Here is a 14,937-nt window from a genome sequence, read left to right on the forward strand (position 1 = left end):
CTACTCGTCCAGGATCCAGGTGTCTTTGGTGCCGCCGCCCTGGCTCGAATTCACCACCAGGGAGCCTTCCTTGAGCGCGACCCGTGTCAGCCCGCCGGGCACGATCGTGGTGCTCTTGCTGCCGGTGAGCACGAAGGGCCGCAGGTCGACGTGGCGCGGCGCGAGGCCGCTTGCCGTACAGGTCGGGCAGGTCGAGAGCGCCAGCGTCGGCTGCGCGATAAAACCTTCCGGCTCGCGCTTGAGCTTTTCGCGGAAGGCCTCGATCGTCGCTTTCGTCGCGGCGGGGCCGATCAGCATGCCATAGCCGCCGGAGCCGTGGACTTCCTTGACGACGAGCTCGCCGAGATTGTCGAGCACGTAGGCGAGATCCTTCGGCTCGCGGCAACGCCAGGTCGGCACGTTCTTCAGGATCGGCTCCTCGCCGAGATAGAATTTCACGATGTCCGGCATGTAGGAGTAGATCGCCTTGTCGTCGGCGATGCCGGTGCCGACCGCGTTGGCGAGCGTGATGTTGCCGGCCGCATAGGCCGACATCAGCCCGGGCACGCCGAGCACGGAGTCGGGGCGGAAGGTGAGGGGGTCGATGAAATCGTCGTCGACGCGGCGATAGATCACGTCGATCCGCTTCACTCCCTCGGTTGTCCGCATGAACACTTCGTTGTTCTTGATGATGAGGTCGCGGCCTTCGACCAGTTCGATGCCGAGCTTGTCGGCAAGGAAGGAGTGCTCGTAGTAGGCCGAGTTGTAGACGCCGGGCGTGAGCAGGGCGACCGTCGGCTCGCCGGAGGCGCCTTGCGGCGCCACCGATCGCAGGGCGGAGAGCAGCTCGTCCGGATAGCGTTCGACCGGCGCCACCCTGTGGCGGGCGAACAGGTCCGGAAACAACCGCATCATGATCTCGCGATTTTCCAGCATGTAGGACACACCCGACGGCGTACGGGCATTGTCCTCCAGCACGATGAAGTCCTCGGCATCGACCCGGACGATGTCGATGCCGGCGATGTGCACGTAGACGTCGTGCGGCACCTGCTGGCCGTTCATCTCGGGGCGGAACACCGGGTTCTGGAAGATCAGGTCGTCGGGCACGATCTCGGCGCGCAGGATGTCGCGGCCATGATAGATGTCGCGCAGGAACATGTTGAGCGCGCGCACGCGCTGCTTCAGGCCCTTCTCCAGCAGCGCCCATTCCTTGCCGGACATGATTCGCGGGATCACGTCGAAGGGGATCAGGCGCTCGGTGGATTCGGAGTCGCCATAGACGGCAAAGGTGATGCCGATGCGGCGGAACAGGAGCTCGGCCTCCTGGCGGCGATATTCGAGCGCCTCGGGAGGGGTCTCCTTGAGCCAGCGCGCCAGCTCCTGATAGGCGGGGCGAAGGTCCCCACCGGGAATGTTCATTTCATCAAACGCGACTGCCATAGATCCCGACTTGTCTCCGCAAGGCGTTGCGCCATTCGACAGGTCGCCAGGCCTTGGTGAAGACCGCAACGTCCTGGCCATGCGGCAAGAGTGCATGACTCTGAGGAGGTAGCAAGGGCTGGGCCAGCGCGATAAGCATGGAGTTGTGGCATTTGCCGGGGACAGCCGGGAGGGTGCCTCAAAAAATGGCTGAGGACTGCTTATTTCGGCAGCAAAACCGCGTGACTTCAACGCGTTACCTCGGCAAAGTCTGGCCGACAGGTGAGGGACTTAAGGTATGAGCGACATCGTCACGGCGGGCATTCTGGTCATCGGGGATGAAATCCTGTCCGGCCGCACCAAGGACAAGAATATCGGCTTCATCGCCGAATACCTGACCAATATCGGCATCGACCTGAAGGAAGTCCGGGTCGTCTCAGACGACGAGGACGACATCATCGCCGCGTTGGATGCACTGCGGAAACGCTACACCTATGTCTTCACCACCGGCGGCATCGGGCCGACCCATGACGACATCACCGCCGACAGCGTCGCCAAGGCATTCGGCGTCGGCATCGACCACCATCCGGAAGTCGTCGCCCGCTTCCGCGAGCGCTGGAGCGAGCAGGACCTCAACGAGGCCCGCCTGCGCATGGCCCGCATCCCCGACGGCGCCGAGCTGATCCAGAGCGCCACCATCCTCGCCCCCGGCTTCAAGCTCGGCAACGTCATCGTCATGGCCGGCGTGCCCTCGATCATGCAGGCGATGATGGACATCGTCTCGCCCAAGCTGAAATCGGGCGTGCGCATGCTCTCCGAATCGGTCCGCGCCAATGCGCGGGAGGGTGACATCGGCAGCCCGCTGCGTGCGATCGCCGCCGCCCATCCCGACACCATCATCGGCAGCTATCCGTTCATGGACGAAGAGCAGAAGCCGAACACCAATCTGGTGGTGCGCTCGCGCGACGCGGACAAGCTGGCAGCGGCGATGGCAGCGGTGAAGGAAATGCTGGCGGGATTGAACATCACCCGGTAGCAGAAAGGCGGCCGGATGAAGATTGGCAGGAGACAACAATGGCTGGTGAAGCACCGGAGCTGAGCGCGCAGGAGCGGGCCGGCAAGGCCTTTCCCGTTTCGTGGGACCAGTTCCACCGCGACTGCCGGGCGCTGACCTGGCGGCTCAACGAGGTTGGCCCGTTCCACGCCGTCATCGCGATCACCCGCGGCGGGCTGGTGCCGGCCGCGATCGTGGCGCGCGAGCTCGGTGTCCGCATCATCGATACGGTCTGCATCGCCAGCTACGATCACGACAAGCAGGGCGAGCTCCAGGTCCTCAAGGGCATGTCCGAAGCGGCGATGAAGCTCGGCGGCGGCACCGGCAAGGGGCTTCTGATCGTCGACGACCTCGTCGACACCGGCAAGACCGGCAGGCTGGTGCGCGACATGCTGCCCGATGCGCATTTCGCCACCGTCTACGCCAAGCCGAAGGGACGCCCGCTGGTCGACACCTTCATCACGGAAGTCTCGCAGGACACCTGGATCTTCTTCCCCTGGGACACCGCGCTGTCCTACCACCCGCCGCTGCGCGACGGCGCGGCGTAGCTTTTCTTCGCCTCTCCCCGCGTGCGGGGAGAGGCCGCGCCGAAGGCGCGGGTGAGGGGGACTCCCCGCGAGTCCAAGTCTCACCGAACTTGCTGAGGCTACCCCTCATCCCGACCTTCTCCCCGCACGCGGGGAGAAGGAGAAGAGCCGCACCATGCCCCTGCAAAACCGTGTCACGCCGACCGGCGACATCATCGCCACGCCGCACCGCGGCCTGTTCACCGGCAATCGCGGCATCATCCATGATCCCGCGACCAGGACGCTGTTGAAGAGGCGCTGGTCGTCGCCGGCCTGGCTCACCTGCACCTGCGAATTCCGCGGCCGCCGCCGCGAGGTGATGGCGACGCATAGCTGGACCGAGCTGTTCTTCCTCGACGAGGCCACCGCGCTCGCCGCCGGCCATCGCCCCTGCTTCTACTGCCGTCGTGACGATGCCAATCGCTTCCGGGCTGCGTGGGAGAAGGGCAACCGCGTCCGTGACGTCCGCATGCACGATATCGACACGGTGCTGCACCACGAGCGGCTCGATCACGGCAAGAAGCGGCTTCATGCGCTGCTGGTGCCGCTCGAGCAGCTTCCAGATGGCGCGATGCTGCAGCAGGGCGAGGAAAGCTTTCTGCTGATGCAGGGCGGGACGCTGTTGTGGTCGGCGGCGGGCTATGTTGAAGGCGCGCGAGAGCTTGACGATGCGCAGTTGCTGACCCCGCCATCGACGTTGCGCGCGATGAGCGCCGGCTATGAGGTCACATTGCACCCCAGCGCGCACCGCGCCTGACCGTCCCCCGCAAGGGGGAGGGAACGCAGCGAGCGTGTGGCTATTTCAGCGGCCGCCCTTGCTCATCCACTGTCGTCCGCGCATCGCGCAGCTCCCATTCGCGGATGATCTGGCGGCAGCGGGTGAGCTCAGCCTCGGTTGCCGTACCCGTATCCTTCGACGCACGCTCGACCATGGCCTTGCAATTCAGCAGCACGGAGCGATCCTCCGCGCGCGCGGCGAATGTGATCCCCGCAAGAGCTGTGACGACGAGCGCCGTTCGGAGCACCATCACCCCAGCTTCTCACGCGCCAGCGCGGCACCGGCGCCGAGCGCCATCAGCTTGGCTTCGGCGATCTCCCGCCGCATCGGCGCCATGCCGCAATTGGTGGTGGCGATGATGTTGCTCTTGGGAACGAACTTCGACACCGCGTCGATCACCTGCACGACGTCCTCGGCCGTCTCCACCGTGTCGCTGGCGACGTCGATCACGCCGGCCTGCACGATCTTGGTCTTGAGCAGCGCGAGTAAATCGAGCGGCACCTTCGAATTCCGGCACTCGATCGCGACCTGCTGGATCGGGCTCGCGTCGATCGCCGGAAAGATCTGCTCGTACTGCCGCCACTGCGCGCCGAGCGTTTCCTTCCAGTCGGTGTTGGCCTTGATGCCGTAGCCGTAGCAGATGTGCACGGCGGTGGCGCAGGTCAGCCCCTGTGCGGCACGCTCCAGCGCCTTGATGCCCCAGTCGTTGACCTCGTCCATGTAGACGTTGAAGGCGGGCTCGTCGAACTGCACGAGATCGACGCCGTCGGCCTGCAATGCCTTGGCTTCCTCGTTGAGGAGATCGGCGAAGGCAAAGGCCATCTTGACGCGATCACCGTAGTAGCGGTCCGCAATCGTGTCGATGATGGTCATCGGGCCGGGCAGGGTGAACTTCAGCTTCTTCTTCGTATGCGTGCGCGCCACGCGCGCCTCGTCGGCATGAACACGCCCCTTGAGCTGAAGCGGCGCGACCACCTGTGGCACCATCGCCTTGTAGCGGTCCTTGCGGATGCCCATCTCGACCTTGTGGGCGAAGTCGATGCCGTCGATCTTCTCCAGGAAGCCGTGCACGAAATGCTGGCGGGCCTGCTCGCCCTCCGTGACGATATCGATGCCGGCATCCTCCTGGACCTTGACGGCAAGCATGGTCGCGTCGCGCTTGGCGCGGACAAGCTCCGCGCCTTGCGACTTCCAGGGTGCCCAGAGCATGTTCGGCTCGGCGAGCCATTCCGGCTTCGGCAAGGAGCCGGCGATTGTGGTTGGAAACAGCATGGCGGCTCTCCCGGCAGGTTGTGTTGCGCCCCTTCCTGCCATGTCTTAACGTCAAGGTACAGAACAACAAAAGTCGCTCTCTATTCCATCGGCGATGACAGGGAAGGCCAAAGGAAAGGCCAGGGAAAGGCTAAGGGAAAGGTCATGATCGACCTCTATTACGCGCCGACGCCGAACGGCTGGAAAATCTCGATCATGCTGGAGGAACTCGGGCTCCCCTATAACGTAAAGCCCGTCAATATCCGCGCCGGCGAGCAGTTCAGCCCCGAGTTTCTGGCGATCTCCCCGAACAACCGCATTCCCGCGATCGTTGATCGCGAACCTGCCGACGGCGGCGCACCGTTCTCGGCGTTCGAGACCGGCGCGATCCTGATTTATCTGGCGGAGAAGACCGGCCGCTTTCTGGCCAGCGATCTGCGCGGCCGCTCCACCACCATCCAGTGGGTGATGTGGCAGATGGCGGGCCTCGGGCCAATGCTCGGCCAGCACGGCCATTTCGCGCTCTATGCTGCCGAGAAGATCCCTTATGCGATTGAGCGCTACCGCGACGAGGCTGCGCGGCTCTATGGCGTGCTCGACCGGCAGTTGGCCAAGACCGGTGCCTATGTCGCCGGCGACTATTCCATCGCGGACATCGCCTGCTTCCCCTGGACCATGACCCACAAGGCGCAGGGCTTTACGCTCGACGACTATCCGAACGTGAAACGCTGGTACGCCGAGGTGCGGGCAAGGCCGCCCGTGCAGGCGGGGCTTTCGATCGGCAAGTTCGTGAAGGAGCCGTTCGACGAGGAATCACGCAAGATCATGTTCGGCCAGCGTGCCAAGGAAGTGCTGGGAAGGAAATAGAACTCCGCTGCCTCCTCGTCATTGCGAGGAGCGACTTGTCCGCCGTAGCTCGAAGAGCGAAGGCGGAAGCGACGAAGCAATCCAGACTGGTTCCGCGGAAAGACTCTGGATTGCTTCGCTGCGCTCGCAATGACGGGGATAGAGCACGACAAACAAGATAAAAAGGAAACGCCATGATTGAATTCTTCTTCGACTGTTCCAGCCCCTGGACCTACCTCGCCTTCCACAACATCCAGCCGCTGGTAAAGGAGCTGGGGGCCGAGATCATCTGGCGGCCGATCCTGGTGGGCGGCATCTTCAACACGGTCAATCCGAGCGTCTACGCGCAGCGCGAGACGCCGGTGCCGCTGAAGGCGCGCTACATGAAAAAAGACCTCGCCGACTGGTCGCGCTCGGCCGGCCTTGCGATCAAGATGCCGCCGACGGTGTTTCCGGTGAACAGCGTGAAGGTCATGCGCGGCTGCATCTGGCTGGGGAAAGACATGGTGCCGTTCGCCACTGCCGTGTTCGAAACCTATTGGGGCGGCGACAAGGACATCTCGCAGGACGTCGTGCTCGCCGAGATCTGCAGGAAGGTCGGTGTCGACGAGCAGAAGTTCTTTGCCGGCATCTCCGAGCAGGCAATCAAGGACCAGCTCAAGGCCAACACGGAAGAGGTCGTCGCGCGCGGCGGTTTCGGTTCGCCGACGATCTTCGTGGGCAAGACCGACATGTACTTCGGCAACGACCGCCTGCCGCTGATCCGCGAGGCGCTCGAACGCAACAAGGCGAGTGCGGCCTGATGGTGCGGGCTGTCGTCTGCCGCGCGCTCGGCGCGCCCGAGACGTTGCGGCTGGAGGAGTTTCCGTCGCGCGCCGTCAAACCGGGTGAGGTGCGCGTTGCGATCCGCGCCGCCGGATTGAACTTTCCGGACGTGCTGATGGCGGCCGGCGAATATCAGCTCAAGCCGGAGCTGCCGTTCACGCCCGGCATGGAGGCCGCCGGCGACGTCACCGAGGTGGGCGCAGAGGCGAGCGGCGTGTCCGTCGGCGACAAGGTCATCGTGAAGATGCGTCATGGCGCCTTCACCGATGAAGCGGTGGTGACGCCGACGCAGCTCACGCCGATGCCGTCGACGTTCGACTATGCGGAAGCCGCGACCTATCTCGCCGGTCACGGCACCGCCTATCACGCGCTGATCGATCGCGGCCGGGTCGAGCCCGGCGAGGTGTTGCTGGTGCATGGCGCCGGCGGCGGCGTCGGGCTTGCCGCCGTCGAGATCGGCAAGATGCTGGGCGCGACCGTGATCGCGACGGCCTCCAGCGACGAGAAGCTCGCCATTGCGAAATCGCGCGGCGCCGACCATCTCGTGCGCTACGATCGCGAACCGTTTCGCGATGCCGTCAAGCGCATCACCGACGGCCGGGGCGCCGACGTCGTGTTCGATCCCGTCGGCGGCGAGGTGTTCGAGAACTCGATGCGCTGCATCGCCTGGGGCGCGCGGCTGCTGGTGATCGGTTTTACGGGTGGCATCGGATCAGCGAAGACAAATCTTTTGCTGATCAAGGGCGCGAGCGTACTCGGCGTTCGTGCGGGCGAAGCCGTGCGGAAAAATCCGGCGCTCGGCGACGTGCGGCTTAAGGCTCTGCTGCAATGGGCGGAGGAGGGCAAGCTCCGACCCAACGTCTCGCACCGTCTGCCGCTGCAGGATTATGCCAAGGCGATGCGGCTGTTGATCGACCGCAAGGCGATCGGGCGCGTGGCGCTGGTGATGGAGTGACGGTGCCGTAGGGTGGGCAAAGCGGAGCGTGCCCACCATCTGGCTGTTGTCGCAACAGATCGTGGGCACGGCGCAAGAGCGCCTTTGCCCACCCTACGAGAGCGCTATTTGTAGTCCCGCTCGGTCCACCACGGAAAATAATCCGGCATATCGCTCGACACTTTGTTCTTGAACTGCGCGGGGCGCTTCTCCAGGAACGACACCACGCCTTCCCTAACGTCGTCCGAGCGGCCGCGGGTATAGATGCCACGGCTGTCGACCTTGTGGGCTTCCATGGGATCGTCGGCACCCATCATGCGCCACATCATCTGGCGGATCAGGGCGACCGACACCGGCGCGGTCTTGGCGGCGAATTCCTTGGCGAGCGCACGGGCGGTCGGCAGGAGATCATCGGGGGCTACGACCTTGCTGACGAGACGGCCGGCGAGCGCTTCCTGGGCCGGGAAGACGCGGCCGGAATAGCACCATTCCAGCGCCTGCGAGATGCCGACGATGCGCGGCAGGAACCAGCTCGAGGCGGCCTCCGGCACGATGCCACGCTGGGAGAACACGAAGCCGAAGCGCGCTGCATCCGAGGCGATGCGAATGTCCATCGCGAGTTGCATGGTGACGCCGATGCCGACGGCAGGGCCGTTCACGGCGGCGATGACGGGCTTCAGGCACTTGAAGATGCGCAAGGTCACCTGGCCGCCGCCGTCGCGCACCTGCGGATCGCTGTAATCGACCTTGCCGTCCGCGAAGCGCTTGACCGGGCCGCGCCGCGCATCGCGATCGAAGGTATCTGCACCCGAGGAGAGATCGGCGCCCGCGCAAAAACCGCGGCCGGCGCCGGTGACGATGATGGCGCGGACGTCGTCGTCCTTGTCGGCGGCGTCGAACGCGTCGATCAACTCGGCCTGCATCTGCGCATTGAAAGCGTTGAGCTTGTCGGGCCGGTTCAGCGTGATGGTGAGGATCTGCTCGGCGACCTCGTATTTGATGGTCTCATACGCCATGGTGGTTTCCTTCCTTTGTTCTTTTCACTGCGGGAGTGGCCGAGGCTCTGACCCTCCCCTGGAGGGGGAGGGTCGATCGCGCGCAGCGCGAGCGGGGTGGGGTGATCTCTCCACACGCGCACTGTGTCCGCGGAGAGACTGTCACCCCACCCCGTCTCACATTTCGCTGCGCTCCATGTGAGCCGACCCTCCCCCTCCAGGGGAGGGTGAAGCAATAAGCTCGGCATACTCTCTCAAGCAAGTCATCCGGGCTTGCGCCCAAAGGGCGCATCCCGGAATGATCGAGCGTTGCTATCGTGCCGGCGGGCTCGGCCAGGGCCGTTGTGCGCTACGCAGGCCTTCGAACGCCTTGGCCATGCCGAGCACGCCGATATCGTCGAAGCGGCGGCCGACGATCTGCACACCGATCGGAAAACCATTGGCGTCGAAGCCGCCATTGATGGAGACGGCAGGGTTCTCCGACATATTCCACGGCACGGTATAGGCGATGTGCTCAAACGGCCTCATGGGATCGTTGGTGGGCGCGGCCCAGTCCGCAGGGTAGTTCACGTTCGGCGCGGTCGGCGAGATCACGTAGTCGAGCTCGCAAAACAGCTTTGACGCAGCGGCGCGGATCGCCATGGTCTGGTTGAATCCGCGGATAACATCCACACCCGAGAGCTTTGCGCCGGATGCGCCCCATTTGAAGATGTAGGGCAGCACCTTTGCCTGTTCGGCCGGCGTCAGCTTGGACAGATCATCCCACATCCGCGCGCGCCAGAAATTGTCGAGGCCATCGAGCATCTCGCGGGTCAAAATGCCGTCGACCTCGGTGACGACGCTCCCTGCGGATTCGAACGCCTTTGCGGCTTTCACCGCGACATCGCGGACCGGCCTCTCTGCCGGCAGACCAACGCCGGCATCGAGCATCAGGCCGATGCGGAGCTTGCGCGGCGACTTCTCCAGCCCCTTCCAGTTGAGAGGCTCGGCGGGCAGGCTCATGCCGTCGCGCCGATCGGGCTTTGCAATGACGCTCATCATCAGCGCGCAATCGTCGACCGTGCGGGTCATGGGACCGGCAACACGGCCGACATAGGTCGGGTCGATCGGCACGCGGCCAAAGCTGGGTTTCAGGCCGACGAGGCCGCACCAGCCCGCAGGCAGGCGGACCGAGCCGCCGATATCGGTGCCGAGATGCAAGGGGCCGTAGCCAGCCGCAGCAGCGGCGCCCGCGCCCGCGCTGGAGCCGCCGGGATTCTTGGAGAGGTCCCAGGGATTGCGCGCCAGCGCGTGGAAGCTGGAGAGCCCCGAGGACAGCATGCCGTAATCGGGCATGGTGGTCTTCGCGAAGATGATCGCACCGGCCTCGCGCAGTCGCGCAGCGGGCGGGGCGTCCTTCTCGGCCGGCACGAGCTTCACGCTCGCAGCGCCGAGCGGGACGGGCACGCCCTTGGTCGCGATGTTGTCCTTCACTGTCACAGGCACGCCGTCGAGCGCGCCGGAGGGTTCGCCCCCGCTCCAGCGCGCGGTCGAGGCCTTTGCGGCCTCGCGCGCGCTGTCGGGATCGAATGCATAGAGCGCCTTGAGGTGAGGTTCCCACGCAGCGACGTGCGCAAGCACGTCCTCCAGCACCTCGCTCGGCGAGAATTGCTTGGCCCGATAGCCCGCGATCAGATCGACCGCGGAGAGATCGTGCAGCGAGGTGACGGCCTCTTCGACGCTCTTTTTGTGCATTGCTAACCTACCGGCATGCGCGTTTCGATGATCCGGGCGAACATGCTGGCGCCGATCGGCAGGATCTTGTCGTCGAGCACAAAGCCGGGATTGTGGACGGGCACCGAGCCGTCGTGGCCGACCCAGAAATAGGCACCGGGAATGGTTTGCAGCATGTCGGCGAAATCCTCGCTGCCCATCTTCGGCTGGGTGCGGGTGATGACGTTGGCGGGATCGACGATCGTGCGCGCGACGTCCTCGACCACCTTGGACTGCTCGACCTGGTTGACCAGCACGTCGAAAGTGTCGCGGATGTCGACGTCGATCACACACTGATAGGCGCTCGCGATGCCGGCGCTGATCGTGCGGATGCGTTCGGCGATCAGGGTGCGGACTTCTTTCGAGAAGGTGCGGATGGTGCCGCAGAGATGCGCGTCGCCGGGGATGACGTTATAGGCGGAACCGGCGTGAATCTGCGTGATCGAGATGACGGCGGCCTGCAGCGGCTCGACGTTGCGGCTGACGATGGTCTGGATCGCCTGCGCCAGCGTGGTCGCGATGATCACCGCGTCCTTGGAGCGCTCGGGCATCGCGCCATGCGCGCCGTAGCCGGTGATGCGGAGGTCGAAGAAGTCGGCACTGGCCATCGCGGGGCCGGGCAGGATCGCGATCTCGCCGAGATTGAGGTCGGGCGCGTTGTGCAGGCCGTAGAGCTCGTCGCAGGGGAATTTCTCGAACAGCCCGTCCTTGATCATCGCGCGGGCGCCACCAAGGCCTTCCTCGGCGGGCTGGAAGATCAGGTGCACGGTGCCGTCGAAATTTTTGGTCTCGGCGAGGTAGCGCGCAGTGCCGAGCAGCATGGTCGTGTGGCCGTCATGGCCGCAGCCGTGGAAGCGGCCGGGGATTTTCGAGCTCCATTTCAGGTTGGTGTTCTCTTCCATCGGCAGCGCGTCCATGTCGGCGCGCAGGCCGATGCGCTTGGCGCTCGAACCCTTGCCCTTGATGACGCCGATCACGCCGGTGCCGCCGAGACCGCGATGCACCTCGATGCCCCAGCTCTTCAGCTTGTCGGCGACGATGCCGGAGGTGCGCACTTCCTCGAAGCCGATCTCGGGATGGGCGTGGAGGTCGCGCCTGATAGCAGTGAGTTCGTCGGCATAGCCGTCGATGCGGTCGATCGTGGGCATGTGTCCTGTCCGGTTAGCGTGATGGGGGCGTGAAAACGGGGCCGTTCGGCTTGATGCGGATGCCCGGCCGCAGGCGCGTCCAGGGCAGGGTGGCAGTGTCGGCCGGCATCGCGCCGGGCGCGGCGCAGATCATCAGCTTTTCCGCGATCGGCTCGAAATCGGCGCGAAAGTGCACCGAGCTCTTGTTGACCAAAATCTTCTCTTCGGTCGGCTCGATGCCGACATAGCGGTACATCGCCTGATCGGCGAGCTGCGCCTTGTGCGATGAGACCACGACGCGGACATCACCGATGCGCAAGGCTGCGGACGGGCCCATCTCCATCTCGCGGCCGCCGTAATACGGGCCGGGCGCGATGAAGCGGCCGTCGGAGAGTTTTTCGACGATGAAGGTCTCGCGATAGGGCTCGTCGCCGGGGATGCCGGACTTGCCGCCGAGCGACAGCGTCACGGTCGCGCCGACGCCGGCGTCATGTGCGGCCTTGGCCGATGCCGGATCGTAGATCGCGCCGGTCGCCGCGCTCGCCTTGTTGCGCACCAGTGCGCGCAGCATGCCGGTGGTGTCGGAATCACCGCCGGCGCCGGGATTGTCCTGGGTGTCGGCGATGATGATCGGCTTGCTCGCGCCCTTGGCGAGTTCCATCGCATGGCGCACGCCGTCGTCGGGCGACCAGATCTTGCCGTCGAAATCGTCCTCGTGGCTTTCGATCAGTTTGACGATCGCATCGGCCGCGCGGTCGGCGTCGGCCTGCGTCTTGCCATAGGCGAACACGCTCGGGCCGCAGTCGCGGAAGTCTGCGGCGGGGAAGCCGGGCGCGAAGGACAGCGTCGGAACGGCTTCGCTCTCCAGCGCGGCCAGTTTTTCGTAGATGCCCTTGGTGGGAAAGTCATTGGTGCATTGCCAGCTGATCGCGATCAAGAACGGCAATTGGCGAAACGACTTTGCAAAGCGCTGCTTGGTCTTCAGCAGCAGGGCGAGGTGCCTTGCGGCGGCGCGGCCGGTCTCGGCCATGTCGACGTGCGGATAGGTGCGGTAGGCGATCAGCGCGTCCGCGTGTTCCATCATCTCGGGCGTGACGTTGGCGTGCAGGTCGAGGCTGGCAACGAGCGGAACCTCCTTGCCGATGACGCGGCGCACGCGCGCCAAGATTTCGCCTTCGCCGTCGTCGAGATGCTCGGTCACCATCGCGCCATGCAGATCGAGATAGACCGCATCGAGCGGGCCGGCGGCGGCGATACCGTCGACCATCACCTTTACGATACGCTCGAAGGCGTCCCTGGTGACATGCGCCGACGGACTTGCGCCACAGGCGATCGTCGGAATGAGGTCCCAGCCGTTGGCTTCGGCGCTGTCGACGAAACCGGCAAGGCCGACATTGATGCGGCGCATCACCTTCAGCACGTCGGCGCCTTCCGTCATGGCCGGCCAGCCGCCGCCATGCTGGAAATCCGCGAAAGTCGCCTTGGTCGGGGCGAACGTGTTGGTCTCGTGCAGGAAGCCGCCGACGGCGATGCGTGTCATTAATTCTGGTCCGGTCAATAAAGAGTTCGGGACGTTAGCCTTGTGCCTGCGGCGAGAGCAAGGTGGGACGCACTCGCGCTATGCATGGCCTCAAGCTGTTTTGGGAATACTTGCCGCGATCACCGTCATTGCGAGCGAAGCGAAGCGAAGCAATCCAGACCGTCTCCGCAGAGGGACTCTGGATTGCTTCGCTCCGCTCGCAATGACGAGTGGACAAACCTACAGCGTCGCCGCGACGCCTTCCGATACCGGTCGGAAGTTCGCAAAATCCCAGCCGCGGCCCGGTGCGGCCTCCAGCAGGGCCCTGGTGTAGGCTTCCTTCGGATGCGTCAGCACCTCGGCGGCCAGGCCCTGTTCGACCACACGGCCGTGCTGCATCACCACGACCTCGTCGCAGATTTGCGCTGCGACGCGCAGATCGTGGGTGATGAACAGGATGGCGATGCCGAGCCGATTCTGAATCTCGTCGAGCAGTTCCAGCACCTGCGCTTGCACCGAGACGTCGAGCGCGGAGACCGCTTCGTCCGCGACCAGCACGTCCGGATCGAGCGCGAGCGCACGCGCAATGGCGATGCGCTGGCGCTGACCGCCGGAGAACTGGTGCGGATAGCGCGTCACTGCGTCCGCAGGCAGGCCGACGAGCTCGAGCAGCTCGCGCGCCCGCTTCATCGCATCGGCATGCGGGGTGCCGTAATTGATCGGGCCTTCCGCGATGCTCTCGCCGACGGTAATGCGCGGGTTGAGCGAGCGATAGGGATCCTGGAACACGATCTGGATCTTCTGCCGGTGCGGCTGAAGCAGTCGGCGCGAGATGTCGGCGATCTCGCGGCCGGCAAGGCGCACGCCGCCCGAGGTCGGATCGATCAGGCGCACGATGCACCGCGCGACCGTCGACTTGCCCGAGCCGCTCTCGCCGACGATGCCGAGCGTGCGGCCCTTGCGCAGCGTCAGCGTCACCTTGTCGGCGGCGACGACCTCGCGGCCTTTGCCGAAGAAGGCACGCTCCTTATAGACCTTGCCGAGCTCGTTGGCTTCCAGCACCACCGGCTCTTTGGTCTCGGGCCGCGCCGCGCGCGGCACCAGGCTCGGCACCGCTGAAAGCAGGTTGCGGGTGTACTCCATGGTCGGGTTGCGCAGCACGGTCTCGAGCGGACCGGTCTCGACCAGCCGGCCCTGCCGCATCACAGCGACGCGGTCGGCGATCTCGGCGACGACGCCCATGTCGTGGGTGATGAAAAGGACGGCCGTGCCGTGATCGCGCTGGAGGTCGCGGATCAGCGTCAGGATCTGCTTCTGCGTGGTGACGTCGAGCGCGGTGGTCGGCTCGTCGGCGATCAGCAGCTTCGGCTCCAGCACCAGCGCCATCGCGATCATGATGCGCTGGCGCTGGCCGCCGGACAGGCGATGCGGATAGGAGGCGAAGATGCGCTCGACCTGGGGCAGGCGGACCTGCTCCATCATGTCGAGAATGCGCTTCTTCCGCGCCTTGGCGTCGAGATCGGTGTGGGCGCGCAGCACTTCGTCGATCTGGCGGCCGACCGGCACCACCGGATTGAGCGCGGTCATCGGCTCCTGGAAGATCATCGCCATCTGCGTGGCGCGGAGCTGGCGCAGCCGGCGATCGGTCGCGGTGAGAATCTCTTCGCCGACCAGCTTGACGCTGCCGCCGGTCGGAACCAGCGTGCCCTTCGGCAGCAGGCCCATCGTGGTGAGCGAGGTCACCGACTTGCCCGAGCCGCTTTCGCCGACGAGACACAGTGTCTCGCCCTTGTGCACCTGGATCGAGATGCCGTCGATGATGTTGGCGCCCTTCGGCTTCTTGCCGACGGAGACGACGAGGTTGTTGATGTCGAGGACTGGGTTGGTCATCA

Annotated in this window: 14 protein-coding genes; 6 read left to right on the forward strand and 8 right to left on the reverse strand. The window is 65.0% G+C overall.

The features are described from left to right. A complete protein-coding gene (locus AC5ZFO_RS21415; RefSeq protein ID WP_282521213.1) occupies positions 1-1,419 on the reverse strand; it encodes a circularly permuted type 2 ATP-grasp protein in 1,419 nt (472 codons plus the stop codon). Positions 1,420-1,696: 277 nt separating this feature from the next. Between AC5ZFO_RS21415 and AC5ZFO_RS21420 the strand changes: the two genes are divergently transcribed. From AC5ZFO_RS21420 to AC5ZFO_RS21430, 3 genes are all read left to right on the forward strand, one after another. Next, the gene (locus AC5ZFO_RS21420) at positions 1,697-2,434 is read left to right on the forward strand and encodes a competence/damage-inducible protein A (protein ID WP_282521212.1); all 738 of its coding nucleotides are present in this window, start codon (positions 1,697-1,699) and stop codon (positions 2,432-2,434) included. A gap of 38 nt (positions 2,435-2,472) precedes the next feature. Then, entirely contained in the window at positions 2,473-3,000 is a 528-nt protein-coding gene (gene gpt / locus AC5ZFO_RS21425) for a xanthine phosphoribosyltransferase (protein WP_028150009.1), read from the forward strand. Positions 3,001-3,154: 154 nt separating this feature from the next. Further along, positions 3,155-3,775, forward strand: a complete 621-nt coding sequence (locus AC5ZFO_RS21430; protein ID WP_282521211.1) for a hypothetical protein — start codon at positions 3,155-3,157, stop codon at positions 3,773-3,775. Positions 3,776-3,815: 40 nt separating this feature from the next. Here AC5ZFO_RS21430 and AC5ZFO_RS21435 read toward each other — a convergent pair whose 3' ends face one another. Together AC5ZFO_RS21435 and AC5ZFO_RS21440 are read right to left on the reverse strand one after the other, a co-directional pair. Further along, positions 3,816-4,046: a hypothetical protein gene (locus AC5ZFO_RS21435; protein WP_282521210.1), complete on the reverse strand. Its 231-nt coding sequence runs from the start codon at positions 4,044-4,046 to the stop codon at positions 3,816-3,818. Continuing rightward, a complete protein-coding gene (locus AC5ZFO_RS21440) occupies positions 4,046-5,068 on the reverse strand; it encodes a methionine synthase (protein WP_282521209.1) in 1,023 nt (340 codons plus the stop codon). The genes AC5ZFO_RS21435 and AC5ZFO_RS21440 overlap by 1 nt, the downstream gene beginning before the upstream one ends. A 144-nt stretch (positions 5,069-5,212) precedes the next feature. Between AC5ZFO_RS21440 and AC5ZFO_RS21445 the strand changes: the two genes are divergently transcribed. From AC5ZFO_RS21445 to AC5ZFO_RS21455, 3 genes are all read left to right on the forward strand, one after another. Then, positions 5,213-5,914 carry a glutathione S-transferase N-terminal domain-containing protein gene (locus AC5ZFO_RS21445; protein ID WP_282521208.1) on the forward strand — a complete coding sequence of 234 codons (702 nt, stop codon included), beginning with the start codon at positions 5,213-5,215 and terminating at the stop codon, positions 5,912-5,914. A 173-nt stretch (positions 5,915-6,087) separates the two neighbouring features. Then, positions 6,088-6,696: a 2-hydroxychromene-2-carboxylate isomerase gene (locus tag AC5ZFO_RS21450; RefSeq protein WP_282521207.1), complete on the forward strand. Its 609-nt coding sequence runs from the start codon at positions 6,088-6,090 to the stop codon at positions 6,694-6,696. Beyond that, complete coding sequence (locus AC5ZFO_RS21455) at positions 6,696-7,673, forward strand: NADPH:quinone oxidoreductase family protein (protein WP_282521206.1); 978 nt, start codon at positions 6,696-6,698, stop codon at positions 7,671-7,673. The genes AC5ZFO_RS21450 and AC5ZFO_RS21455 overlap by 1 nt, the downstream gene beginning before the upstream one ends. A 104-nt stretch (positions 7,674-7,777) precedes the next feature. Here AC5ZFO_RS21455 and AC5ZFO_RS21460 read toward each other — a convergent pair whose 3' ends face one another. The 5 genes from AC5ZFO_RS21460 to AC5ZFO_RS21480 form a co-directional block, all read right to left on the reverse strand. Next, the gene (locus AC5ZFO_RS21460) at positions 7,778-8,668 is read right to left on the reverse strand and encodes a crotonase/enoyl-CoA hydratase family protein (RefSeq protein ID WP_282521205.1); all 891 of its coding nucleotides are present in this window, start codon (positions 8,666-8,668) and stop codon (positions 7,778-7,780) included. Positions 8,669-8,959: 291 nt separating this feature from the next. Further along, entirely contained in the window at positions 8,960-10,381 is a 1,422-nt protein-coding gene (locus AC5ZFO_RS21465) for an amidase (RefSeq protein WP_282521204.1), read from the reverse strand. 2 nt (positions 10,382-10,383) lie between these two features. After that, the gene (locus AC5ZFO_RS21470; protein WP_282521203.1) at positions 10,384-11,547 is read right to left on the reverse strand and encodes a M20 aminoacylase family protein; all 1,164 of its coding nucleotides are present in this window, start codon (positions 11,545-11,547) and stop codon (positions 10,384-10,386) included. Between the two features lie 13 nt (positions 11,548-11,560). Further along, the gene (locus tag AC5ZFO_RS21475; RefSeq protein WP_282521202.1) at positions 11,561-13,066 is read right to left on the reverse strand and encodes a M81 family metallopeptidase; all 1,506 of its coding nucleotides are present in this window, start codon (positions 13,064-13,066) and stop codon (positions 11,561-11,563) included. Positions 13,067-13,285: 219 nt separating this feature from the next. Further along, positions 13,286-14,935: an ABC transporter ATP-binding protein gene (locus tag AC5ZFO_RS21480; protein ID WP_282521201.1), complete on the reverse strand. Its 1,650-nt coding sequence runs from the start codon at positions 14,933-14,935 to the stop codon at positions 13,286-13,288. Between the last annotated feature and the right edge of the window lie 2 nt (positions 14,936-14,937).

The sequence above is a fragment of the Bradyrhizobium sp. Unk1 genome (assembly GCF_059512345.1).